Annotated in this window: 15 protein-coding genes and 1 pseudogene; 9 read left to right on the forward strand and 7 right to left on the reverse strand. The window is 74.2% G+C overall.

The genetic code is table 11. The features are described 5' to 3' along the window. Positions 1-9 precede the first annotated feature (9 nt). Positions 10-969, forward strand: coding sequence for a D-2-hydroxyacid dehydrogenase family protein (locus tag ACH4K1_RS25400; RefSeq protein ID WP_398091774.1), 960 nt, complete (start codon positions 10-12; stop codon positions 967-969). Positions 970-999: 30 nt separating this feature from the next. Here the strand turns inward: ACH4K1_RS25400 and ACH4K1_RS25405 are convergent, their stop codons facing one another. After that, a complete protein-coding gene (locus tag ACH4K1_RS25405; RefSeq protein WP_398091775.1) occupies positions 1000-2115 on the reverse strand; it encodes a chemotaxis protein in 1116 nt (371 codons plus the stop codon). Between the two features lie 233 nt (positions 2116-2348). Between ACH4K1_RS25405 and glsA the strand changes: the two genes are divergently transcribed. Further along, on the forward strand, positions 2349-3698 hold the full coding sequence (gene glsA, locus ACH4K1_RS25410) for a glutaminase A (RefSeq protein WP_398091776.1): 1350 nt from the start codon (positions 2349-2351) through the stop codon (positions 3696-3698). A 5-nt stretch (positions 3699-3703) separates the two neighbouring features. Here the strand turns inward: glsA and ACH4K1_RS25415 are convergent, their stop codons facing one another. Both ACH4K1_RS25415 and ACH4K1_RS25420 read right to left on the reverse strand, forming a co-directional pair. Further along, positions 3704-4525 (reverse strand): endonuclease I family protein, encoded by an 822-nt coding sequence (locus ACH4K1_RS25415; protein ID WP_398091777.1) that lies wholly within the window; start codon positions 4523-4525, stop codon positions 3704-3706. 239 nt (positions 4526-4764) lie between these two features. After that, positions 4765-5316 carry a GH25 family lysozyme gene (locus ACH4K1_RS25420; RefSeq protein WP_398091778.1) on the reverse strand — a complete coding sequence of 184 codons (552 nt, stop codon included), beginning with the start codon at positions 5314-5316 and terminating at the stop codon, positions 4765-4767. Positions 5317-5476: 160 nt separating this feature from the next. On the opposite strand from ACH4K1_RS25420, the gene ACH4K1_RS25425 reads away from it, so the two are divergent. The 5 genes from ACH4K1_RS25425 (at position 5477) to ACH4K1_RS25445 (ending at position 12508) form a co-directional block, all read left to right on the forward strand. After that, complete coding sequence (locus ACH4K1_RS25425) at positions 5477-5689, forward strand: hypothetical protein (protein WP_030116922.1); 213 nt, start codon at positions 5477-5479, stop codon at positions 5687-5689. A gap of 126 nt (positions 5690-5815) precedes the next feature. After that, complete coding sequence (locus ACH4K1_RS25430; protein WP_398091780.1) at positions 5816-6970, forward strand: methyltransferase; 1155 nt, start codon at positions 5816-5818, stop codon at positions 6968-6970. A 149-nt stretch (positions 6971-7119) separates the two neighbouring features. Next, on the forward strand, positions 7120-8625 hold the full coding sequence (locus tag ACH4K1_RS25435) for a hypothetical protein (RefSeq protein ID WP_398091781.1): 1506 nt from the start codon (positions 7120-7122) through the stop codon (positions 8623-8625). A 197-nt stretch (positions 8626-8822) separates the two neighbouring features. Beyond that, positions 8823-10622 (forward strand): protein kinase, encoded by a 1800-nt coding sequence (locus tag ACH4K1_RS25440; RefSeq protein ID WP_398091958.1) that lies wholly within the window; start codon positions 8823-8825, stop codon positions 10620-10622. A gap of 248 nt (positions 10623-10870) precedes the next feature. Then, positions 10871-12508 (forward strand): phytoene desaturase family protein, encoded by a 1638-nt coding sequence (locus tag ACH4K1_RS25445; protein ID WP_398091782.1) that lies wholly within the window; start codon positions 10871-10873, stop codon positions 12506-12508. 10 nt (positions 12509-12518) lie between these two features. Here the strand turns inward: ACH4K1_RS25445 and ACH4K1_RS25450 are convergent, their stop codons facing one another. From ACH4K1_RS25450 to ACH4K1_RS25460, 3 genes are all read right to left on the reverse strand, one after another. Beyond that, the gene (locus ACH4K1_RS25450; RefSeq protein ID WP_398091784.1) at positions 12519-13667 is read right to left on the reverse strand and encodes an SGNH/GDSL hydrolase family protein; all 1149 of its coding nucleotides are present in this window, start codon (positions 13665-13667) and stop codon (positions 12519-12521) included. Between the two features lie 243 nt (positions 13668-13910). After that, entirely contained in the window at positions 13911-15848 is a 1938-nt protein-coding gene (locus ACH4K1_RS25455; protein ID WP_398091786.1) for a serine hydrolase, read from the reverse strand. 292 nt (positions 15849-16140) lie between these two features. Then, complete coding sequence (locus ACH4K1_RS25460) at positions 16141-18555, reverse strand: acylase (protein ID WP_398091787.1); 2415 nt, start codon at positions 18553-18555, stop codon at positions 16141-16143. A 153-nt stretch (positions 18556-18708) separates the two neighbouring features. Here ACH4K1_RS25460 and ACH4K1_RS25465 point away from each other — a divergent pair, with 153 nt between their 5' ends. Then, positions 18709-20214: an acyl-CoA synthetase gene (locus ACH4K1_RS25465; protein WP_398091788.1), complete on the forward strand. Its 1506-nt coding sequence runs from the start codon at positions 18709-18711 to the stop codon at positions 20212-20214. Between the two features lie 136 nt (positions 20215-20350). Here the strand turns inward: ACH4K1_RS25465 and paaK are convergent, their stop codons facing one another. Beyond that, positions 20351-21646: a phenylacetate--CoA ligase PaaK gene (paaK, locus tag ACH4K1_RS25470; RefSeq protein WP_398091789.1), complete on the reverse strand. Its 1296-nt coding sequence runs from the start codon at positions 21644-21646 to the stop codon at positions 20351-20353. 201 nt (positions 21647-21847) lie between these two features. On the opposite strand from paaK, the pseudogene ACH4K1_RS25475 reads away from it, so the two are divergent. After that, positions 21848-22759 (forward strand): annotated as a pseudogene (locus ACH4K1_RS25475) (alpha/beta fold hydrolase). Positions 22760-22971: the final 212 nt, after the last annotated feature.

Below are 22971 nucleotides of genomic sequence, written 5' to 3' on the forward strand. Positions count from 1 at the left end.
GGGGCTGCCATGAAGCTGCGCTGCGCCGTCATCGAGGACTTCCAGTCGGTCGCCGCCACCGTGGCCGACTGGTCGCCCGTGACCGCCGACGTCGAGATCGTGACGTTCACCGAGCACCTGGCCACGGTGGACGAGGCGGCCGCCGCCCTCGCCGGCTTCGACATCGTGGTGACCCTCCGCGAACGGGTGCCGTTCCCGGCCGACCTGTTCGCCCGGCTGCCCCGGCTGCGGCTGCTCGTCGCCTCCGGCATGCGCAACTCCGTCATCGACTTCGACGCCGCGCGACGGCACGACGTCGTCGTCTGCGGCACCGCCAGCTCCTCCACCCCGCCCGTCGAACTCACCTGGGCGCTGCTGCTGGGCCTCGCGCGCGGCATCGTCCCCGAGACCGAGTCCCTGCGCACGGGCGGGCCCTGGCAGTCCACCCTCGGGGCCGACCTGCACGGGCGCACGCTCGGCCTGCTGGGGCTCGGGAAGATCGGCGGCCGAGTGGCCCGAGTGGGCCTGGCCTTCGGCATGGACGTGGTGGCCTGGAGCCAGAACCTGACCCGGGAGCGGGCCGACGAGGTCGGAGCGAGGCTCGCCGCCTCCAAGGAGGAGCTGCTGGCCGCGAGCGACTTCGTCTCCGTCCACCTGGCGCTCGGCGAACGGACCCGGGGTCTGATCGGCGCGCCCGAACTCGCCCGGATGCGCCCGACCGCGTACCTGGTCAACACCTCCAGGGCGGCCATCGTCGACACGGACGCCCTCCTCGCCGCCCTGCGCGACGGAGTGATCGCCGGAGCCGCGACCGACGTGTTCGACACCGAGCCGCTCCCGGCCGACGACCCGGTGCGCACGACCCCGGGGCTGCTGGCCACCCCGCACCTGGGCTATGTGTCGCGCGCCAACTACGCGACGTACTACGGCCAGGCGGTGGAGGACATCCGGGCCTTCCTCGACGGGCGACCGGTCCGCCGCCTGGGCTGACGGACGGACCGGCAGGGCCTCGGTGCGTGGTCAGTAGCGCAGGGCCGCCGCGATCCGCCCGTGGTCCGCCAGCGAGTCGTCCTCGACGAAGACGACGTCGGCGCCGCCGTCCAGCGCCGTCTCGACCAGTTCGTCGACGATGTCCTCGCGGACCGTGCCCTCCGCCGTCCGCGCGGCCTCCTCGGACACCGGCTCCAGGTGCTCGTCGGTCACCCGCACGGTCGTCCGGAAGTGCTCCTCCACCGCGACCGTTCCCGCCCGGCCCTCCCGGACCGCGGCCCAGACCTCGTCGAGTCCGGCGGCGAAGGTGCGGGCGCTGCGAGCGTCGTCGAGCCGGGCCTCCACGTCGGCCGCCGCCCGTCGAGCGCCCTCGGCGAGGGCGGGCTCCAGCTCGGTGAGGACCTCGGCGGCGGAGAGGCCGGGCGGCGCGCCCTTGGCCACCCGGCCCACGGCGGAGGCGGAAGCCGTACCGACTTCGTCGAGCAGTGAGAGGGCGGGCGCCTGGCCCATCAGATACAGCGGACGCGGATCGTCGGCGAGGACCGTGCGCAGCTTCGCGTCCACGTCCCGGAAGAAGTTCCGGGTCTCCTCGTCGGTGAAGAGGCTCGGAGTGTCCCCGATCCGTTCCTCGCGCTGCGGGTCCGGCTGCTCCTGCGGCGCGGTCAGCGGAAAGCCCGACCCCTCCACGCGGTGGATGCCGTCCACCGTCCCGGACCAGAGGGTCGCGTGGTCGGCGGCGACGGTCAGTGCCCGGAACGGCCGCGCCTGGGCCTTGGCCGCGACGAGGTTGCGGGTGAGGAAGGTGTCGCTGAGCACCACCCGTTCGGGTGCCGTGCGCGGCAACTGCCAGATCCAGTACGCGTCGGTGGTGACCAGGAGCACCAGGGAGTCCAGCGCTCCACGCGGGTCCACCTCGGCCGCCGCCCGCTCCAGCTGGTCCCGGAGAGCGGCCGCGGCCTCCTGGCTGACCTGCGGGTCCTCGTCGAGACGGGCTCCGGCCTCGGCCACCAGGTTCCGCAGGCGGACCGGGTCCTGGGCATTGTCCGGGGCCGTGCGGTGCGTCGGCATGGTCAGGGACAGCACCGGGTAGGGGCGGGGCGCCCGCAGCTCCCGCAACAGGTCGGCGGTCAGGGCGTCCGTGTCCATCGTTCCCTCCCGGGACTCGAACCCGCTTCCGTGTGAAGCAGGTGGAGAGATTGCTTTGTCCCTCAATTCATAGCTTTTGATCCTAATATGGGCGAGTTGTCACTCTGTGATGCGAGAGGAGGCGCGGTGCCCGCGTTCCTGGTGGGAAAGGCGACCGAAGTCGCGCCGGGCGCGGTGGGCGTCGGCGGCGTCGAGGCGGCCCCCCGCGCCCGGCCCCGGCGGGTGGCCGCCCGGTGAGCGCCGCCGACGCGGTCACCGACTCGCTCGCCGGGCTGCGCGACCGGTTCGCCGCCGTACGGGAGGGGGAACCGGCCGGCTACATCCCCCAGCTCGCCCTCGCCGACCCGGACGCCTTCGGGCTGGCCCTGGTCAGCATGGACGGGCACCGCTACAGCGCGGGCGAGGCGGAGGTCCCTTTCACCGTCCAGTCCGTCTCCAAACCGTTCGTCTACGCCCTCGCGCTCTCCGCTCTCGGCCTCGACGAGGTCAGCCGCTGGGTGGGCGCCGAGCCGAGCGGTGAGGCGTTCAACGCCATCAGCCTCGAACCCGGTACGGGCCGTCCCGCCAACGCCATGGTCAACGCCGGCGCGATCGTCACCACGGCCCTGGTCCCGGACGCTCCCGGCGAACCCGCCTTCGACCGGATCCTGCGCTGCCTCGGCCGCTTCGCCGGACGCGAACTGGACGTGGACGAGGAGGTGTTCGCCTCCGAATCGGCGACCGGCGACCGCAACCGGGCGCTGGCCTACCTGATCCGCTCCACCGGTACCCTGCCCGTCGACCCGGTCCTGGCGGTCGACCGCTACTTCCGCCAGTGCGCGATCCGCGTCACCGCCCTCGACCTCGCCACGATGGCCGCGACCCTCGCCTACGGCGGGGTGAACCCCGTGACCCGTGAGCGGGTCGTCTCCGCCGAGGTCGCCGCGCGGGTCCTCGCCGTCATGGCGACCTGCGGCATGTACGACGGTTCCGGCGACTGGCTGCTGCGGGTGGGGCTGCCCGCCAAGAGCGGGGTCTCCGGCGGGCTCATCGCGGTGGGCCCGGCCCGCTTCGGGGTGGCGACGTACAGCCCGCGGCTGGACGCCACCGGCGGTTCGGTGCGCGGCCACGCCGCACTGGAGGCGATGTCACGGCGGTACGGCCTCCACCTCATGCTCAACCCCGCGCTGCCGGGCTCCACCGTCACCCTCGTCACGACCGCCGACGACCTGCCCTCGGCCCCCTCCGGGGAGCGGGAGCGGGGCTTGCGCGAGCGGGTCGGCGTCGTCGTCGCCCAGGGGGCCATCGACTTCACGGCCGCCGAGCGCGTGCTGTACGCCCTGGACGAGTCGGGGCCGGACGGCGGCCCGGTCGTGCTCGACCTGCACGACGTCACGTCCGTCGACTCCGTGGCGCTGGCGATGCTGCACACCGGGCTCGCCCGGCTCACCGCCGACGGGCGGTACGCGGCGGTCGTGGACCCGAAGGACGTGCTCGGCCCCATCGACGCCGTACGGGAGCGGACCGGCCAGGACCTGCCGCACCACGCCACCCGTGAGGACGCCGTGGAAGCCTGCGCGCGGACCCTGGCCGGGGAGGGCTGAGCCCGTCACCCCCAGATGGAGCCCACCCACTCGGGGTGGTCCACGAACGGGTTCCGGTTGTGCTGGAACCGCTCGAATATGACGTCGTTGCGGCGCTTCTCGAAGGTGTCCGGCGGGTCCTCCCGGCTCCACCGCTTGAGGACGGAGAGCCTGCCCATCTTCGGTGCGGACCCGTTGTTCACCTGGTCGTTGGGTTCGAGGTCGGCGAAGGAGTCGTTCCCCTCGTACCGGACCGCCATGTAGAGGATCATGCGGGCGACGTCGCCCTTGACCTCGTCGCGCGGCTCGAAGGAGTCGCCGTCGGTGAAGTTGCCGGGCGCGGAGCCCAGTTCGCTCCCTCCGTCGTCGAAGTCCTTGTTGCCGCGCGTTGAGTTGACCTGGACGTCCGTGGGCCGCAGGTGGTGGATGTCGGTGCCCGGGCCCGTCGCCGTACCGAAGTCGCCGTGCGACTTGGCCCAGACGTGCTCCCGGTTCCACTGGCCCGGGTCGCCGCCGTTGTCGTTCTTGGACTGGGAGCGTCCGGTGTACAGCAGGATGACGTTGGAGGGGTTGGCGGGGTCCTCGTCGGTGGCCTTGAGGGCGTCCCACACCTGGCTGTAGGAGAGTCTGGTCTGGGCGCTGATGATCGTGTGCAGGGCGGCCTTGAGTTCGGCGCCGGACTTGCCGGCGGCGCCCTGGTAGTACGTGGAGTCGAGGGCTGCCGCGATGGTGGCGGGGCGGTCGGGCGGGGTGTCCGCGGGGGCTGCGGCGGCGGTGCCCGACAGTACGGTGACGGCGGCTGTCGCGGCCATGAGTGGACGCGCGTAGAACGAGAGGCGACGGGACATGTGGGGTGTCCTCCCCGAAACGCGGACACCGCGGCGAACCCCTCCCGGGTGCGGGGGCGGTCGCGCGGCGGCCGTTGCGGTAGGTGGTCAGCCGGAGCCTTCCACAGGCGCGGTGCCGCACGTGTGAACACGGTGTACCTATCATGTGCAGGTCAAGTCTGGATGGGTGGGGGGCCGGGAAAGCGGACCGTCCCGCGCGCCTCGGAGCCGCTACGGGACGGTCGGGGTCCGGGCGACGGCTACCCGGCGGCCCACTCGCGCAGCGCCCGGATGGAGCCGAAGTCGGCCACGTTCCTGTCGAGCGGGTCGTCGGTGTACTGGTGGATGCGCCAGTCCGCCTCGATGCGGGGTCTGCCCGCGGAGACGTAGTCGGCGATCCACAGCCCGTCGCCCGCGTAACCGCTGGTGTCGTGGTCGAGCCAGAACGCCCGGTTGCAGTACAGCAGGACCCGGTGGTCGGGGCGCTCCTCCTTCACCGCCTTGATGAAACGGTCCTTCTCCGCGCTGCTCGCACGCGTCCCGCCGCCGGTCTGCTCCCAGTCGACCGCGAGCAGGTCGCCCGCCTTCTCGGGGGTCTTGTCCAGGAAGTACTCGACCTGCTCCGACACGTTCCCCGGCCAGAGGAAGTGGTAGAAGCCGACGACGCACTCGGCGTCCCGGGCCCGCTTGACCTGCGCGTCCAGGCGCGGATTGACGTAGGTGCGGCCTTCGGTGGACTTGATGAGGACGAAATCGACCCCCTCCGTGTCGTAGGAGGGCTGGTAGGCGCTGACGTCGACACCGTGGATCATGGGCACCGCCTCGGAGAAGGTGGGGGCTGTGGCTTCCCTGTCCTGCCCACACCCCGCGCCTCCCATGGGCTGATTCACTCTCCCGGGTAACGGGGGCGCCCTCCTCGGATGCGGCCGGGCCCCGGGCGAGCGAGAATTGCCGCAAGGACGAGGAGGCGGCATGAGCGAAGAGCCCGAAACCGTATCCGAGGCCCTGGCCGGACCGGACGGCGTCACGCCCGACCGGCTCCTGCACACGGGCGCGAGCGACCGGCCCAGTCCGGAGGACCTGGTACTCGCCTCCGGGCGGGACCTGACACCGGAGAACCTGGAATGGGCCCGCCGCAAACTGGCCGACGAAGGGCGCTCGGCCATCGACAAGCAACTGCCCTGACGGCCCACGGGCCCGGAGCCACCCGGCGGACGGGTGCGCGGAGCCGTACGCCGAGGTGACGGCAGCCGAGGGGCCGGGGAGCGTGTGGGGCGCCCCCCCGGCCGCCTCGGCTAGCCTGAGTGCCATATGAACCGTTTGACGACCTCGCAGGGCGCCTTCGAACTCGCCCGCTTCCCCGAGCATCCGCGCGACCCCTTCCGGGCGTGGGACGCCGCCGACGAATACCTGCTCCGACAGCTCGCGGACCCCGAGACGGGCCCGGTGGACCTCTCGGGGACCGTCGCCGTCCTGGGGGACCGGTGGGGAGCGCTCGCCACCGCCCTGGCCGCACACCGGCCCGTGCAGATCGGCGACTCCTACCTGGCCCGGCGCGCCACCCTCGCCAACCTGGCCCGCAACGGCCTCGACCAGGACGCGGTACGCCTGCTGTCCTCGCGCGACGCCCCGCCCGGCCGGATCGACGTCCTCCTCGTCCGGGTGCCCAAGTCCCTGGCGTTCCTGGAGGACCAGCTCCACCGCATCGCCCCCGCCGTCCACGCGGACACCGTGGTCATCGGCACCGGCATGGTCAAGGAGATCCACACCTCCACGCTCAAGCTCTTCGAGCGGATCATCGGCCCGACCCGCACCTCCCTCGCGGTGCGCAAGGCGCGGCTCGTCTTCTCCACCCCGGACCCCGCACTGCCGCGTACGCCGAGTCCGTACCCCTACCGCTACGAGCTCCCCGCCGACGTGGGCCCCGCCTCCGGGCGGACCGTCGTCAACCACGCCGGGATCTTCTGCGCCGACCGCCTCGACCTCGGCACCCGCTTCTTCCTGAAGCACCTGCCCACCCGCGGCGGGGCCGCCCGGATCGTCGACCTCGGCTGCGGCAACGGCGTCCTCGGGCTCTCCGCCGCCATCGCCGCCCCCGAAGCGCACATCACCTGCGTCGACGAGTCCTACGGGGCGGTCGCCTCCGCCGAGGAGACCTTCCGGGAATCCGCGCCGGACGGCGCCAAGGCGGACTTCCTGGTCGGCGACGGGCTCGCCGGCCTGGCCCCGGGCAGCGTGGACCTGGTGCTGAACAACCCGCCCTTCCACTCGCACCTCGCCACCACCGACGCGACCGCCCGAACGATGTTCACCGGCGCACGGACCGCGCTGCGCCAGGGCGGCGAGCTGTGGGTCGTGGGCAACCGGCACCTCTCGTACCACACCCACCTGCGCCGGATCTTCGGGAACTGCACCACGGTCGCGGGCGACCCGAAGTTCGTGGTCCTGCGCGCCGTCAAGCGCTGACGCCCCGGCCCGCCTCCCGGCCCCTCCCGATCCCTGCAACAGGTTCTGCTCCGTGAGCCCCCGCACACGGGCGACGCCGAAGCGGGGCTCCGGAGGGGCCGTGCGCAGCTCCGGGCAGGTGGGGGGCGGCGGGGTGGCAGGATGACGGGGTGTCCGACCCCCTGTGCGAACCGTGGCTGCGCGGCGTCGCCTTCAACCCGGCGGCGCCTTCCGGGGTGCTGATACGCCTCCTGGACCGGTCGGGCCACGGGGCCGGCCCGGCGATGTGCGAAGGACGGGAGCTGCCCGGCGCCGTCATCGACGCGGCCCTCCGCCACCCGGACCAGCACATCCGGCGTGCGCTCGCCCGCAACCGGTTCGTCGACCCGGTGCGGCTCGCCCCCCTGGCGACGGATCCTTCGGGGGTCGTGCGGGGGTGGCTCGCCGGCGGGCCCCGGGGCTTTCCCCGGCGGGTCCGGCCGCTCCCGGACGACATCCTCGTGGCCCTCCTGACCGCCCGGGACGGAGGTGAGGACGGAAGGGCCACCGCGGACGAGATCGCAGCCGAACTCGTGTCGTCCCGGCAGATTCCGCTCTCCTTCCCACCCTCCCTGGCGGGCCACCGGCATCCCGGACTCCGCGTACGCGCCACCCGGAGCTGGCAGTCCCTCACCCCGGAGCAGCGGACGGCGCTGCTGGACGATCCGGACCCCGAGGTCCGTCGAGCGGCGCGGGACAGCAGTTGGGTGCTGGACCCGGAACGGGTGGAGGCCATGCTGCCGTCCTTCGGGGCGCGCAACGCGTTCGTGTTCGAGACCTGTGCGCTGACCCCCGCTCTCGTCGAGCGGTGTTTCGCGGACGGCACGGTACGCCCCCTGGCCCGGAACCGGCACATCCCGGCCCACGCCGTCGCCCGGCTCGCCCGCCACCCCGACGCCGGGGTGCGCGCGCTGGCCGCGGCCCGGCCCGATGCGGGACCGGACCTCATCGAGGTACTGGCCGCGGATCCGGACGAGGATGTGCGGATGCGCGCGCGTCTCCAGCCCTTCACACCCACCTGGGCCGAGTACGCGGTGGTCCAGCGGGTCGCCGGGCACGGCCCCGACTGCACCTGCCCCGTCACGGAGCCGTTCGCCGAGCCGACGAGGGGCGCGTCGCCGGGCCCGTCGCCCGACTGGTTCGCCGCCTGCGCGGTGTCCGGGGAACCGGTGCTCCGCCGGGTCGCGGCCAGTTGGCCGGGTCTGTGCGCGGAGCTGGTGGAGGCGCTCGCGCGGGACGCCGACGAGGAGGTGCGGATCCGGCTGGCCTGCCACCACGCCCAGGCCCCGCCGCGTCTACTCCTGGACGTCTTCACCACCCGCCCGGCCCACCGCCCGCACCTGCTGGACCTGCCCGCGTTCCCCCGTACCGGACGGGCCCACCTCACCGGCCACCCGGATCCCGAGGTACGCGCCCTGGCCGCGGCCGATCCCGCCCTGCCCGAGCCGCCGGTGGCGGACCCCGACGCGTCGGTACGGCGGGCGGCCGCGACCAACCCGAACCTGGCGCCGGAGACCATGGAGGCGCTCCTCGCCGACCCCGCCACGGCCGAGAGCGCCGCGGCCAACCCCGCCCTCCCGGTTCCCCGTATGCACGCACTGCTCGACCACTGCCTGCACGGCACCGGCACGCCGTGAGCCGCCCCGCGCCTTTGCACCGCGTGCGGTCGCGGTCCTGACCACCGGGTGAACGATGGCGAGGTGGTGTGCGGTACGGCGGAGGGCGCCCCGCCGCGTACCGCCGCCGCCGGCCGGCAGCCATACTGGACGGGGCCGGGGAGGGCCCGATGGCTCGGGCGGCGGCCACGGGGAACGACGGGGGCGGGAAGCGGACGATGGCGGAGACCGGGCTGATCCAGAGCCGCTACCGGCTGATCGAGCTGATCGGACGTGGCGGCATGGGCGAGGTGTGGCGCGCCCTCGACGAATCGCTGGGCCGTCAGGTCGCCGTCAAATGCCTCAAACCCGTGGGCCCCCAGCACGACCGGGCGTTCACCCGTGTGCTGCGTGAACGCTTCCGGCGCGAGGCCCGGGTCGCCGCCTCCCTCCAGCACCGGGGCGTCACCGTCGTCCATGACTTCGGCGAGGACGAGGGCGTGCCCTACCTCGTCATGGAACTGCTCGACGGACAGAACCTGAGCCAGCTCCTGGAGGAGAACGAACAGCACCCGCTGCCCGTCGAGCACGTCGTCGACATCGCGGAACAGGTCGCCGACGCCCTCGGCTACACCCACCGGCAGGGCATCGTCCACCGCGACCTCAAGCCCGCCAACATCATGCGGCTGACCGACGGCACCGTGAAGATCTGCGACTTCGGCATAGCGCGCCTGGGCCACGACATCGGCATGAGCTCCCGGCTCACCACCACCGGTCTCGCCATGGGCACCCCGCACTACATGTCGCCTGAACAGATCAGCGGCAAGGAGGTCGACCACCGCAGTGACCTCTACTCGCTGGGCTGCGTCCTGTACGAGATCGCCACCGGGGCGCCGCCGTTCGACCAGGAGGACGCCTGGGCCGTACTCGTCGGCCACCGCGACACCCCGCCGGAACCCCTGCGCACCCACCGCGCCGAACTGCCCGGCTTCTTCGACCGCGTCGTCCTCGATCTGCTCGCCAAGGCCCCCGACGAACGGCCCACGGACGCGGGCGACCTGCGCCGCCGCATCGTCCTCGGCCGGACCGGGGAACAGCCCGCGCTCGGGCCGGGGCCCCTCACCCGCCCCGGGGCCGGGCTGCCGCCCGCCCCCCGCGCGAAGGCCCTGCCCGCCTGGACCCGCTCCATGACCGCCGGCCGCCCGGCGACCGGCTCGACGCCCCCGGCCGCCGACCGTCCCGACCCGGCCGCCGGGCTGACGGGGCAGTGGACCGCGGCGACCGCCACCGCCCCGCACACCGGCTCCTCCGTCTCCGTCCCGGCCGGACCGCCCGCCCCCGGCCTCCTCGCCACGCTGGAGGGCCGGCACGGCGCGGGCATCGACCTCGGCCGCCTGGGCCGCTGGGCGGAGGCGGCCGAGGTGCACCGCGAGGTCGCCGCCCAGCGCCTCCGCCTCCTCGGCCCGGACCACCCCGACACCCTCGCCAGCCGCTACGAAGTGGCGTACGGCCTGGGCAGGCTGGGCCGCTGGACGGAGGCGCTCGAGATCTACCAGGACGTCGCCCGCGCCCGCGCGGCCACCCTCGGGGCCGACCACCCCGACACCTTCGCCGCCCGCTACGAGGCAGGCATCAGCCTCGGCCGCCTCGGCCGGGACGCGGAGGCCCTGGAGGTGTACCGGTCCCTGGTCGAGGGCCGCACCCGCACCGCGGGCGGGGCCGACCCCGAGACCCTGCGCGCCCGACACGGCCTCGGAGTCAACCTCGGGAGGCTGGGGCGCTGGGAGGAGGCGCTGGCCGAGGCCCGCGAGGTCTGCGCCCTGCGGGAGCGCACCCTGGGCCCCGACCACCCGGACACGGTGATCAGCCGCCGGGAGGTCGCCGCCGGGCTCGGCTGGCTCGGCCGGTGGAGGGAGGCCCTGGTGGCGTACCGGCAGGTGGCGGAGGCGCGCACCCGCACCCTGGGCCCCGGCCACCCCCAGACGCTCGCCGCCCGCGAGGACGAGGCGCACTGCCTGGAACGGCTCGCGCAGGCGTAGGGCCTGCCGCCGAGCCGCCCCCTCCGGGCGGCGACGGCAGTTCGACGCCGGGCCCGGGGCGGCCTGCCGGCCTGGCGGCGTCGTCCGGCGGGAAGCGAGGGACGGGTCCCGCACGCCCGGCACGTACGAACAAGATCGAGCGGCTCGGTGCGGACGCGGCGGCGGGCCCCCGCCCGGCACGTACACGCGCGAGCGCCGTCGGGCCGCCGCCTCTGGTCCGGAGCGCGGGCGGCGTGTTACGAAGACGCATGCGCGCACCCCAGAGCCCCGCACCCCAGAGCCCCGCACCCCGGCCCCCCGCGGGCCGGCCCGTCGCCCGAGCGGGGTCCGCCCCCGGCGCGCCCTCCCGCGACCGCTACGACGCGGTGATCGTCGGCGGCGGCCACAACGGTCTGGTCGCCGCCGCCTACCTCGCCCGTGCCGGACAGTCCGTCCTGGTCCTGGAACGGCTCGGAGCCACCGGGGGAGCGGCGGTCTCGACCCGCCCCTTCGCCGGGGTCGACGCCCGGCTCTCCCGGTACTCGTACCTGGTCTCCCTGCTGCCCGACAAGATCGTCCGGGACCTGGGCCTCGACTTCGCCGTACGCAAGCGGACCGTCTCCTCCTACACCCCCGCCGTGCGGGACGGGCGGCCCACCGGGCTGCTCGTCGCGGGCGGGGGCGCCACGCGGGAGTCCTTCGCCGCGCTGACCGGCGGCGAGCGCGAGTACGCGGCGTGGCAGCGGTTCTACGCCATGACGCGGCGGGTCGCCGAGCGGGTCTTCCCGACGCTCACCGAGCCGCTGCCCCGCCGGGACGCGCTGCGCGAGCGGATCGGTGACCCCGACGCCTGGCGGGCGCTGTTCGAGGAGCCGCTCGGAGTGGCCGTCGAGGAGGAGTTCACCGACGACCTGGTGCGCGGGGTCGTCCTCACCGACGCGCTGATCGGCACCTTCGCCGACGCCCACGACCCCTCGCTCCTCCAGAACCGGTGCTTTCTCTACCATGTGATCGGCGGCGGCACCGGGGACTGGGACGTCCCGGTGGGCGGCATGGGCGCCCTCACCGACGCACTGGCCGCCACCGCCCGAGCGGCGGGCGCCGAGATCCGCGTACAGCACGAGGCGACCCGGATCGAGACCGACGGGACCGCTGCCGAGGTCACCGTCCGTACACCCGACGGCGAACACGCGGTCGCCGCCCGCCGCGTTCTCGTCAACGCTTCCCCCGCGGCCCTCGCCGCCCTGCTCGGCGACGCCCCACCCCCGGCCGCCGAGGGCGCCCAGCTCAAGGTGAACATGCTGCTGACCCGGTTGCCCCGGCTCCGCGACCGGACCGTCGACCCCCGGCAGGCGTTCGCCGGGACCTTCCACATCGCGGAAGGGTACGGGCAGTTGGCCGAGGCGTACCGGGAGGCGGCGGCCGGGCGGCTGCCCGCCGCACCGCCCTCGGAGATCTACTGCCACTCCCTGACCGACCCCTCGATCCTCGACCCCGAACTCGCCGCCCGCGGCTACCAGACCCTCACCCTCTTCGGCCTGCACGCCCCCGCCCGGCTGTTCGCCGCCGACAACGACGCCGCCCGCACCGCCCTGCTGAAGGCGACCCTCGCCGAACTGGACGCGCACCTGGAGGAGCCGATCGCCGACTGCCTGGCCCTCGACGAGCGGGGGGAGCCCTGCATCGAGGCGAAGACCCCGCTCGACCTGGAGAGGGAGCTGAGACTGCCCGGCGGCCACATCTTCCACCGCGATCTCGCCTTCCCGTACGCGGAGGAGGGCGTCGGGCGCTGGGGCGTGGAGACCGCCCACCCCACCGTGCTGCTCTGCGGGGCGGGCGCGGTGCGGGGCGGCGGCGTCAGCGGGGTTCCCGGCCACAACGCGGCGATGGCGGTCCTGGAAGGGTGAGGGGCGCCCCCTAACGCAGGTGTCCGCGCTCGACGGCGGCGGCGATCGCCGTGTGACCGGAGGGGCCCGGATGCAGGCCGTCGCCGCTGTCGAACGCGGGCAGGAGCCGGGAGGGCCGGTCCGGATCGCGCAGGGCGGCGTCGACGTCGGCGACGGCGTCGAAGACCCGCCCGGTGCGCACGGCCTCGTTGACCCGGTGGCGCACCGCGTCCTGCTCCGGGGTCCAGCGCTTCCACCCCTCGAACGGCGCGATCGTGGCGCCCACCACCCGCAGCCCGGCGGACCGGGCGCGCAGGGCGAGTTGACGGTACGCGGCCACCATCCGTCCCGCGTCGCGTTCGACCGGCAGGTGGTGGAGGTCGTTGACGCCCAGGTGCACCACCACCGTCCGCAGCCCCGGCAGCGACAGCACGTCCCGGTCGAAGCGGGCCTGCGCGCCCGGCCCGAAGCGGTCGCTGTCGAGCAGCAGCCGGTTGCCGCTGATACCGAGGTTGGCGACGGCGGAGCCGGGCAGCCGGCGGGCCAACTGGTCGGGCCAGCGCAGGTCCCCGTCGTCAGGTGTGCCGGTGCCCTCGGCGATGGAGTCGCCCAGCACGGCGACCACCGGACCGCGGGCCCCGGTGGTCTCGACCCCGGTGAGAAGGAGGACGGACCGGGTCCGGACACCGTCGACCAGGTGCCAGGCGTGGGTGTTGCGGTGGAAGGAGAGCGGGCCGGTGGGGCCCGGCAGCCGTGTGTCGACGGTCAGCAGCGACCCGTCCGGAACCCGCAGCCCCGCCACCGGGTCGCTGGTGAGCGACGCGCCTGCCGCGAGCCACTCCTGCGGCCGTCCGCCGAAGGTGACCGGGCGCCCGCCGGCGGTCACCGGGCCCACCAGCACCGGTGCGGTTCCGAAACCGTGCGCGTACCGCAGCCGGACCTGGCCGCCCGCCGAGAGCCGCAGCCGCGCGGTGCAGAGCCCGTCGGTGAGACCGGCGGATGCCAGGGGGTCGTCCGCCGTGGGCGCGGTCTGCGCGGTGGCCCACGAGGTGGTCCAGGAAGTGCCCGGACGCGGGGCCGCCGACGCGTCCGGGGCCGAGGCGAAGGCCGCCGCGGCTCCGGCGGCCGCCGCGTACAGCAGCCCTCGCCTCGCCGGTACGGGAACGTGCCCGCCGGTCACCGGGAGAGCACCCGGGCGGAGGGGGCGGTGTGCCGAGCACTGCTCATGGGTGTGCCTCCTGGATTCGACCACGGGACGGGCGGCCCGAGCCGCTCGCGCAGGGACCGTGCCATTCAACGGCCTTCGGATGAACCGGTGGTGACGCCGGTGCGCACCGGACGCGTCGCCATCGTGGCGGTGGTGCCGGGGGGGGGGGGGGGGGGGGGCCCCCCCCCCCCCCCGCCCCCCCCCCCGCCGCACCGCTCAGTCGGCCGACAGGACCCAGCCCGTCGCTCCGATCCGCCCCGCGTCCCGGGGCCGTCCGGAGTCGAAGACGGTGACGGCCCCGTCCCGCACCCGGAGGGAGCCCACGTACGCGCCGCGCCCCACGTACCGCTGGTCCGTGGTGTACCGCCACCGCAGGTGGAGGCTCTCGCCGCGCCAGGCCGAGAGGTCCGCCTCCAGCCGGTGCCACACCCGCCCCGACCAGCCGCTCACCGATCCCGTCGGGTGCGGCTGCGGGTCCGGGTGGTGGCCGGCACCCCGGGCCTCGGTGGTGAACGGCACCGGCTGCCACTCCTGCCCCGTCGACGCCTCCAGCGCCAGGGAGTCGGAGCCGGGTTCGGTGTCCCACCACAGCGCGCACTCCAGCCGGGCCCGGGAGGAACGCAGCCGCAGGGCGGGCAGCGTCAGTGTGGCCGTGGTCGCGCTCGACATCCCGGAGAACCAGGCCGTCCGCCCGCGTTCGGGCCGGACCGGAACGGCCCGTGCCAGCTGGTTGGCGGTCGCCACCCGCGGGGCGCTGCCCGAGCGCCAACTCCGCACGGGGTGGACGGAGTTGCCCAGCACGATCAGGAAGGTGTCGGTCGTCGGGTCGAGCACCAGGCTGGTGCCGGTGAACCCGGTGTGCCCCGCGCTGCGCGGGGTGGCCATCGCCCCCATGTACCAGTGCTGGTAGAGCTCGAAGCCGAGGCCGTGCTCGTCGCCCGGGAAGTCGGTGTTGAAGTCGGTGAACAGCAGGTCGACCGATTCCTCGGACAGGATGCGGGCGCGGCCGTAGATCCCGCCGTTGAGGAGCGTCCGGGCGAGGACCGCGAGATCCCAGGCGCAGGAGAAGACCCCGGCGTGCCCCGCGACCCCGTCCAGGCTGTACGCGTTCTCGTCGTGCACCTCGCCCCAGACCAGCCCCCGGTCGATGCCGGACCAGGGCCGCCGGGCGTCCTCGGTCGCCGCGATCCGCGGCTTCCAGGACGCGGGCGGGTTGTAGCGGGTACGACGCATCCCGAGCGGGGCGGTGATCTCGTCGTGGAGCAGGGCGTCCAGCGGACGGCCGGTGATCTTCTCCAGGATCAGCTGCAGCGAGATCAGGTTGAGATCGGAGTAGAGGTACGCGCTGCCCGGCGTGCTCACCGGGACCTCCTCCCACAGCCTTTGGAGCTTGCCCTCCCGGGTCGGCTCCTCGTACAGCGGTATCCAGGAGCGGAACCCCGAGGTGTGGGTCAGCAGGTGACGGACCGTGATGCCCTCCTTGCCGCCCCCGGCGAAGTCCGGGAGGTAGGAGGCGACCGTCGCCTCCAGCGCCAACGTGCCCCGCTCGATCTGCTGGACCGCCAGGAGAGAGGTGAACAGCTTGGAGATCGAGGCCAGGTCGAAGACGGTGTCCTCGGCCATGGGGATCTGCTGGTCGGCCGGGAACTCCACCCCGGTGTCGGTCTTCTCGTCGTACGCCGCGTACCGCACCGCCTTGCCGATCGGCCGGTGCAGCGCCACGGTGCCGCCCCGCCCGGCGAGCAGCACCGCGCCCGCGTACCAGGGGTGGGCGGGGGAGTCGGAGAGGTACGCCTCGGCGTCCCGGACGAGCTGGTCCAGCGGTTCCTGGAGCAGCCCGGCGCGCGCCGCGCTCCCGCGCCGCAGTGTGGGCCGGTGCGCCCCTGATCCCATGCCCGCTCCCGTGCCGGCCGCCCTCTTCGCCGCTCCCGCTCCCGGCCCCCCGCGCGGGGCCGCGCCCGCCGCCGGGATCGGAGCCAGCGCGAGTGCGCCGCCCAGCGCCAGTATCCCGCCGCCGAGCCGCCGCCGGGCGACGCCGCCGCGGACCGGGCCGCCCGTGCCGTTCGCGGCCCTCCCGCCCCCGGCGGCGCCACCGTCCCCGTCTGCGCCCCGGCCGTCCGCCGTGCGCCCGAAGCCCTGCGTGTCCCCGGTCATCCGCAACTCCTCCCCGCGCCGGGCGGCCGGTCACCGGGCGGTGCCCGTACATCCGGAGCCCGCGCGAAAGTAACTTCCGACATCTGGCCGAGCAGTGAAAGTTCCTGCCGCCGCAGAGGTTACTGTCACCTCCGCCGTACCGCGCGGGTACCGGCGCCACCAGAATGTGACGCGGTGTCAGGAGCCGTTCTCCCGCTGCCTTCCGCCGCGGCGTCCTGCGGCCGGGCAGGGCTTCGGGCGCCCCTGTGGCCATGGCCGGGGAGGGGCGGGGCCCGCCCCTCCCCGGAACCGCCTACCGCCGTTCGTGCACCCGCACCACCCGCAGCGCGGGCGAGCGGGCGATGTCCTTCTCGCAGAACCGCGACGTCACCCAGCGCTCACCCGCGTACAGCCGGGTCTGGTCGCTGTACTGCGGCGACCTCGGGTTCTCCGACTGGGAGTACGTCAGCAGCGTCCGCGCCACCGGGCAGCGGCTGTCGTCCCAGCCGACCGCCTGGATGTAGCTGGACCCCGCCGACACCTCCGTATAACCGCCGCCCGACGGGTTCCACACCGGCTCGGTCTTGTTCCAGACGCCCAGCGACTCCGTACCACCGCCGATCGGGAGCCGTTCGCCGTTGCGTTCGACGAACTGGTGCTTCCCCAGCGGGGCGTCGAGCGCGATGCCCGCCGCCCGCAGCTCCGCCACCGCGTCCGCCAGCGCCTTGCCGAGCCTCGGCGCGGCGGTGTTCAGGCCGCGCGGGGTGCGCACCGGATCGGCCGGGTCGAACGGCGTCCGCCACAGCTCCGCGGCGGGCGCCGACGACGCCCTGCGCCAGAAGCGGTCGAAGAGCAGCGCGCCCCGGCTGTCGCTGTCCGCGGACCGGTCCCAGCGCCGCAGCACCCGGCAGGCACCGGACACGTCGACCGCGGCGCCGTCCGAGCCCACGGCCGTGCCGCCCGGCAGCGCCGCACACCACGTCGCCGCGTCGGAGGCGACCAGGTCACCGGCCGGCACCCGGTTGGCGAACTGCTGCCGCTGCAGATCCCGCACCCCGAGGCGGCCCTTCCGCGCCATCGCCGCGACGTCCTCGATCGCGCCGCGCGTCCGCACCGACCGGGGCGTCGCGACCGTGCCGAAGACCCGCTCGTACCCCGTCAGCGGCCGCTCCGCGTTGGTCAGCCAGGCGCTGTCGTTGGAGTTCTCCACATAGGGCAGGTTCTTCAGGGCGGGCATCCGGTCCGGCCCGAAGATCCCCGGCTGCACCGCGTCCCGGTCACTGCCCGGCGCGCAGTCCTTCCGCGAACCGTCCAGCACCGCGAGGCCGGAGGCGGGGTACGTCGCCCGGCCGAGCGGGGTCGAGCAGCGCTGCGCCAACTCGTCCGTGATCCTCGGCAGCACCTGCGACTGGGAGAAGAACGAGTGCCCCGCCCGGTCCGCCGCGATCGTGTTCACCCACGGCAGCCCCTGGTTCCGGCGCAGCGAACGCTCGACGTCCGCCGTGGAGCGGGCCTTCGCGAATCCCAGCCCCGTGTCGGCCATCCGCAGGTTCACCGCGTTCGGATCGTTCAGCGCGTACGCCGTGCTCGCCGTCCACGGCAACGGCAGCGCCGCGCCCATGGAGGTCGTGACGGGGCCGTAGCGCGTCCACCACTGGGTGCGCTTCACCGGGGCGGCGTCCTTCACCGGGACGCTCACGGTCCGCCGCGTCATCCGCTCCCGCTCGCCGTCCACCAGGTAGACGGTCGGGTCGGCCGGATCGAGGGTGAGCTGATGCAGGTTCAGCGGCACTCCGGTGGCGACCGTATGGCTCCACGCCACGTCCGCGTTGTGCCCGATCGAGATCGTCGTCGCCCCCAGCAGGGAGGCGCCCGCCACGTTCAGCTCGCCGGGGATCGTCTGCTGCGCCTGCCAGAAGCGCCGCCCGCCCTGCCACGGGTAGTGCGGGTTGCCGAGCAGCAGCCCGCGCCCGTTCGCCGTGGTGGAGCCGTCGAAGGCGACCGCGTTGGAGCCCATGTCCGCGTTCTGCGCCGACAGCAGGCGCTTCGCCGCCGCCGCGGCCTCCTCGGGGGTGACCCCGGCCGCCGGGGGAGCGGCGGTCGGCGGCTGCGCGGCGGTGATGCCGTCGATGCCGCGCCCCTGGCCGCCGAGCACGGCCAGCGCGTACCCGCGCGCCGCCACGTCCAGCGCCGTCACCGGGCGCACCCAGGACGCGCCCCGGCAGGCCGGATCGGTGATGCGGTTCTGCGCGATCCACGCGTTGTACCCGGCGGCGAACCCGCGCATCGTCTCCTTCACCTCCCGGCTCGGACCGGCGGGCGCGGGCGCCTTGAGCAGCCTCTCCACCGTGCCGCTGTCCCGGACGCCCCGGAAGTACAGATCGCTGGAGAGGTTCGTCGCCGCCGAGGAGAGCGAGAAGTCCGTGGCGGCGTCCGGCCCGAAGTACCGCGACCGCTCCCCGCGCACGGTGAGGAAGCCGTCCGCCAGGGTGCACACCTGGTCGGCGGCCTGCGCCCAGCCGGTGCCGAAGCCGAGCTGCGCGTAGTCCTTCGCCACGATGTGCGGAATTCCGTACTCCGTGTACCGGATGACGGCGGAGAGACCGCCGCCGGCCGGGCGCCGCTCCGCTCCCGCTCCGGACGCGGCGGCCGGCGGCAGCGACGCCGACACGGTGAACAGGGCGAGACCGGCTACCCCGAGCAGTCTCAGACGGTTGCGTAGCGTCAAGGTGTTCCTCCCAGCGGTGCGGTGGCACGGCGGCCGCTCCGGACCGCCCGGACAGCCACGCGCAACTCAGCCAGGGGGTCCGGGGAACTGTCAACCGTCCGGTCGGTATCCAGCCTCTTGACCCGGCGGGGACCGGCCGCACAGGATCACGCCATGACAGGTGTACGCAGCAGCACGGTGGACGGCGTCCTCACCCGCAGCGCCCGGCGCACCCCCGCCCGGACCGCCGTGCGGTACGAGGGCCGGGCCTGGACCTACCGCTCCCTGGACGCCGCCGTCTCCACGGCCGCAGCCGTCCTCACCGAGGAGCACGGACTGGCTTTCGGTGACCGCGTGGCCGCCTACGCGCACAACTCCGACGCCTACCTGATCGGCTTCCTCGCCTGTGCGCGGGCCGGGCTCGTCCACGTGCCGGTCAACCAGAACCTCACCGGCGACGACCTCGCCTACCTCCTCGGCCAGTCCGGCTCCACCCTCGTCCTGACCGACCCGGACCTCGCCTCCCGGCTCCCCGCCGGGCTCCCGGTGCGCACCCTGCGCGACGCGCCCGGCTCCCTGCTCGACGCCCTGGAGACCGAGCGGCCCTTCACCCCGAAGCGCCCGCCCGCCTCCGACGACCTGGTGCAGTTGCTGTACACGTCCGGCACCACCGCCCTCCCCAAGGGGGCGATGATGACGCACGGGGCCCTGGTCCACGAGTACGTCAGCGCGATCACCGCGCTCTCCCTCGCCGCGAGCGACCGGCCCGTGCACTCCCTGCCGCTCTACCACTCGGCCCAGATGCACGTGTTCCTGCTGCCGTACCTGGCGGTGGGAGCGGAGAACACCATCCTGGACGCCCCGGACGCCGGCCGGATCTTCGACCTCGTCGAAGCGGGGCTGGCCGACAGCCTCTTCGCCCCGCCCACCGTCTGGATCGGCCTCGCCGACCACCCGGAGTTCGCCACCCGCGACCTCGGCGGTCTGCGCAAGGCGTTCTACGGGGCCTCGATCATGCCCGTACCCGTCCTGGAGCGCCTGCGCGAACGCCTCCCGCGCCTGGCCTTCCACAACTGCTTCGGCCAGAGCGAGATCGGTCCGCTCGCCACCGTGCTCGGCCCCGACGAGCACGAGGGGCGGATGGAGTCCTGCGGGCGCCCGGTCCTCTTCGTGGAGGCCCGGGTCGTCGACGAGAAGGGGGAGGACGTCCCCGACGGAACCCCCGGCGAAATCGTCTACCGCTCGCCCCAGCTGTGTTCCGGCTACTGGGAGAAGCCCGAGGAGACGGCCGCGGCCTTCCGCGACGGCTGGTTCCGCTCCGGCGACCTCGCGGTCCGCGACGCCGAAGGCTTCCTCACCGTCGTCGACCGGGTCAAGGACGTCATCAACTCCGGCGGCGTGCTCGTCGCCTCCCGCCAGGTCGAGGACGTCCTCTACACCCATCCGGCCGTCGCGGAGGCCGCCGTCGTCGGGCTGCCCGACGACCGCTGGATCGAGGCCGTCACCGCCGTCGTCGTCCGACGCGGCGGGACGAGCGCGGACGAGCGCGAACTCATCGCCCACGCCCGCGAGAAACTCCCCGCCTTCAAGGCGCCCAAGCGCATCGTGTTCGTGGACGCCCTGCCGCGCAACGCCAGCGGGAAGATCCTCAAGCGGCGGCTGCGGGACGAGCTGGGCTGAACCCGGGGCGGGCCGGGGGAGCCCGCCCCCGGCCGGGGGAGCGAGGACCGGCCGGTACGCACCCGGCGCCGGACCCGTCGCCGTCCCGGGGGCCCGGGGCCGGCCCGGAGCGAGCCGGCCGGACCCGAGGCGCTCCCTACCCCCTGCCGGGCTCCCGCAGGTCCACGATCCGCCGGATCTTGCCCACCGAGCGCTCCAGCGACTCCGGGTCCACGATCTCGACGCTCACCGACACCCCGATGCCGTCCTTCACCGCCGCCACGATGGACCGCGCCGCCCTCTCCCGTTCCTCGGTCGTCGCGCCGGCCCGCGCCTCCGCGAACACCGTCAGCGCGTCGAGCCGCCCGTGCCGGGTCAGCCGCAGCTGGAAGTGCGGGGCGACGGCGGGCGTACGGAGCACGATCTCCTCGATCTGGGTGGGGAAGAGGTTGACCCCCCGCAGGATCACCATGTCGTCGCTGCGACCGGTGACCTTCTCCATCCGGCGGAATGTCCGCGCCGTCCCCGGCAGCAGCCGCGTCAGGTCCCGGGTGCGGTAGCGGACCACCGGCATCGCCTCCTTGGTCAGCGAGGTGAAGACCAGCTCCCCCTCCTCGCCCTCCGGCAGCACCTCGCCGGTGAACGGGTCCACCACCTCCGGGTAGAAGTGGTCCTCCCAGACGTGCAGCCCGTCCTTCGTCTCCACGCACTCCTGAGCCACCCCCGGACCCATCACCTCCGAGAGTCCGTAGATGTCCACCGCGTCGATGGCGAACCGGTCCTCGATCTCCCGGCGCATCTCCTCGGTCCACGGCTCCGCGCCGAAGATCCCGACCTTCAGGGACGTGGAGCGCGGATCGACCCCCTGCCGTTCGAACTCGTCCAGCAGCGTCAGCATGTAGGACGGCGTGATCATGATGATCTCGGGCCGGAAGTCCTGGATCAGCCGGACCTGGCGCGCGGTCATGCCCCCGGAGGCCGGGATCACCGTGCAGCCCAGCCGCTCCGCCCCGTAGTGCGCGCCGAGCCCTCCGGTGAACAGCCCGTAGCCGTACGCCACATGCACCTTGTGGCCGGGCCGCCCGCCCGCCGCCCGGATCGACCGGGCCACCACGTCCGCCCAGGTGTCCAGGTCGCGTCCGGTGTACCCGACGACCGTCGGACGCCCCGTCGTGCCGCTGGAGGCGTGGATCCTGCGCACCTCGTGCTCCGGTACGGCGAACATTCCGAAGGGGTAGTTGTCCCGCAGGTCCGCCTTGACCGTGAACGGGAACCGGGCCAGGTCCGCGAGCGTCCGGCAGTCCTCGGGCCGCAGCCCCGCCCGGTCGAACGCCGCCCGGTAGAAGGGGACGTTGGCGTAGGCGTGGTGCAGCGTGGACCTCAGCCGTTCCAGCTGCAGGGCCTCCAACTCGCCCCGGCCCAGCCGTTCCGCCGCGTCCAGCATGGCCGTCATCGAGATCCTTCCTTCCAGCACAGGAGACATACGGGCGACCCGCAGGTCGCCACAGAGGCGACCGATCATTCGGTCGCCCTCGCTGGGAGCAGTAAGGCAGGCGGCCGGGGGTGCGGGCAAGAGGCGGGCGGGCCGCGCGGGCGATCCGCCGGTGGCGAAGTCCGGTGCGCCGGCTCCCGGGGTGCTGTTCGGATGGGGCGCATGCCGATCTTCCCCGCGTACGACACGACCCCGCTCGCCTACCGTCTGGTGGGGGAGGGGGAGCCGCTGATCTGCCTGCCCGGCGGACCGATGCGGGCGAGCGCGTACCTCGGAGACCTCGGAGGGCTCGCCGCCCGTCGGCAGCTCGTCCTGCTGGACCTGCGCGGCACCGGCGGATCCGGTGTGCCCGAGGACCCCTCGACCTACCGCTGCGACCGGCTCGTCGACGATGTGGAGGCCCTGCGCGCCCACCTCGGCCTCGACCGGATCGACGTACTGGCCCACTCCGCCGGGGCGGACCTGGCCCTGCTGTACGCGGCCCGCCACCCGGAACGGCTGCGGACCCTGACCCTGGTGACGCCCGGCGTCCGGGCCGTGGGCATCGTGGTGAGCGGCCAGGACCTGCGCGAAGCCGCCTAACTGCGCCGCTACTCCTTCGAGACGTTCCGCGACGACCTCCACGCCTTTCTGGAGGCCCGTGACCTGGCCGGGGCGACGGTCGTCGGCCACTCCCTGGGCGGGGTGGCCGCCTACCTCCTGGCCCAGCGCGAAGCGGGCCTGGTCGGGCGGCTGGTCATCGAGGACGCCCCGCCCCTTCTCCCGCTCGACCCACCCCGGCCGCCCCCCGTCCGCCCGGACGGCGTCCTCGACTTCGACTGGGCCGTCGTCCCCGCCATCGACGCCCAGCTCAACGCCCCCGACCCCGCTGCCCGTGAGCGGCTTTCGGAGATCACCGCGCCCACCCTCGTCATCGGCGGCGGCCCCACCAGCCACATCGACCAGGGGCAACTGGCGCAGCTGGTCCGCGCGCTACCGAACGCCGCTTCGGTCACCATCGATGCCGGACACCTGATCCACACGGACCGGCCGGAGGAATTCCTCGCCGCGATCCGGGAGTTCGGCCTCGCCTGACCCTGTCACGTCCGGGAAAAGGCTCCGGCGGGGCCGAACGCCCGACGCGATGCGCCGGAGGGCGCACCCGGCTCGTACCTCTTCCGGTACCGGTGCCGTAAGGGGTGTGCTGGGTCGCCGAGGAGTGAGTGCATGAGCAAGCCGGCGGCGGAGGCCGGGCCGCCGGAGTTGCAACGGCGGCCGGGGGTCTTCGACGCCGTGGTGATCGGCCT

This window comes from Streptomyces sp. NPDC017448 (assembly GCF_044330565.1).
Taxonomy (GTDB): domain Bacteria; phylum Actinomycetota; class Actinomycetes; order Streptomycetales; family Streptomycetaceae; genus Streptomyces.